The organism is Slackia exigua ATCC 700122 (genome assembly GCF_000162875.1).
GTDB classification, from domain to species: Bacteria; Actinomycetota; Coriobacteriia; order Coriobacteriales; family Eggerthellaceae; genus Slackia; species Slackia exigua.
The window spans coordinates 1-1,191 of sequence record NZ_GG700630.1 but is presented as its reverse complement, the minus strand read 5'-3'; the positions used below and the strand labels follow the sequence as shown (position 1 = coordinate 1,191).

At 66.4% G+C, this 1,191-nt stretch carries 1 other annotated feature (only partly in view).

The annotated features are described in order from the left end of the window. Positions 1-1,191, bottom strand: a sequence feature (mutual gap in cmsearch alignment for this rRNA model is longer than 100); it reaches 1,598 nt to the left of the window's first position.

The window sequence follows — 1,191 nt, the reverse complement described above, 5'->3', positions numbered from 1 at the left end:
TGTGTCGGTTTAGGTACGGGCGCCGCCGGCCCTGCCTAGGGAGTTTTTTCTCGGAAGCATGGAATGAGCGGCTTCGCCTCGAGGGCTTCGTCTCGCGTCTCAGGCTCCGTGGGCCGCGGATTTGCCTGCGGCCCGCCCTACGCGCTTTCACGGGGACGTCCAGAACCCCGCCCGCCTATCCTCCTTCGTCGCCCCGTCGGTCCTAGCGGTCCGGCGGCGGTGCAGGAATGTCCGCCTGCTGGGCATCGGCTACGCCTCGCGGCCTCGCCTTAGCGCCCGACTGACCCTGGGGGGATTAGCCTCGCCCAGGAAACCTCGCGCTTACGGCGGAGGGGTTTCCCGCCCCTCTCTCGTTACTCATGCCTGCATTCTCGCTTCCGCGCGGTCCACCGCCGGTCGCCCCGGCGGCTTCGCCCCTGCGCGGAACGCTCCCCTACCGGCCGCGCCCGAAAAAGGGCGCGGCCCCGCCGCTTCGGCTCCGCGCTTAGCCCCGTGTATTGTCGGCGCATGTCCACTCGACCAGTGAGCTGTTACGCACTCTTTGAATGCATGGCTGCTTCTAAGCCAACATCCTGGTTGTCTAGGCAAACGCACATCCTTTGCCACTCAGCGCGGAATTGGGGGCCTTAGCGGGCGGTCTGGGCTGTTCCCCTCTCGGCCGCGCGGCTTAGCCCGCGCGGCCTGACTCCCGGGGTGTCTGGTCGCGGCATTCGCAGTTCGGTCGGCTTCGGTAGGCGGTGAAGCCCCCTCGGCCGTCCGGCGCCCTACCTCCGCGATCCACCTCCCGAGGCTAGCCCTAAAGCTATTTCGGGGAGAACGAGATATCTCCGGGTTTGATTGGCCTTTCACCCCTACCCGCGGCTCATCCCCTCCGTTTTCAACCGAAGTGGGTTCGGCCCTCCACAGGGTCTTACCCCTGCTTCAGCCTGGCCGCGGGTAGATCACCCGGCTTCGCGTCTGCGGCGCGCGACTGGAAGGGTCGCCCTGTTCAGACTCGCTTTCGCTGCGGCTCGCCAATCGCTTGGCCTCGCCGCGCGCCGCAACTCGCAGGCTCATTCTACAAAAGGCACGCCGTCACGCCGCCTGCATAAGGGGCGCTCCGACTGCTTGTGGGCGCACGGTTTCAGGCGCTGTTTCACTCCCTCTCGGGGTGCTTTTCACCTTTCCCTCACGGTACTCGTCCACTATCGG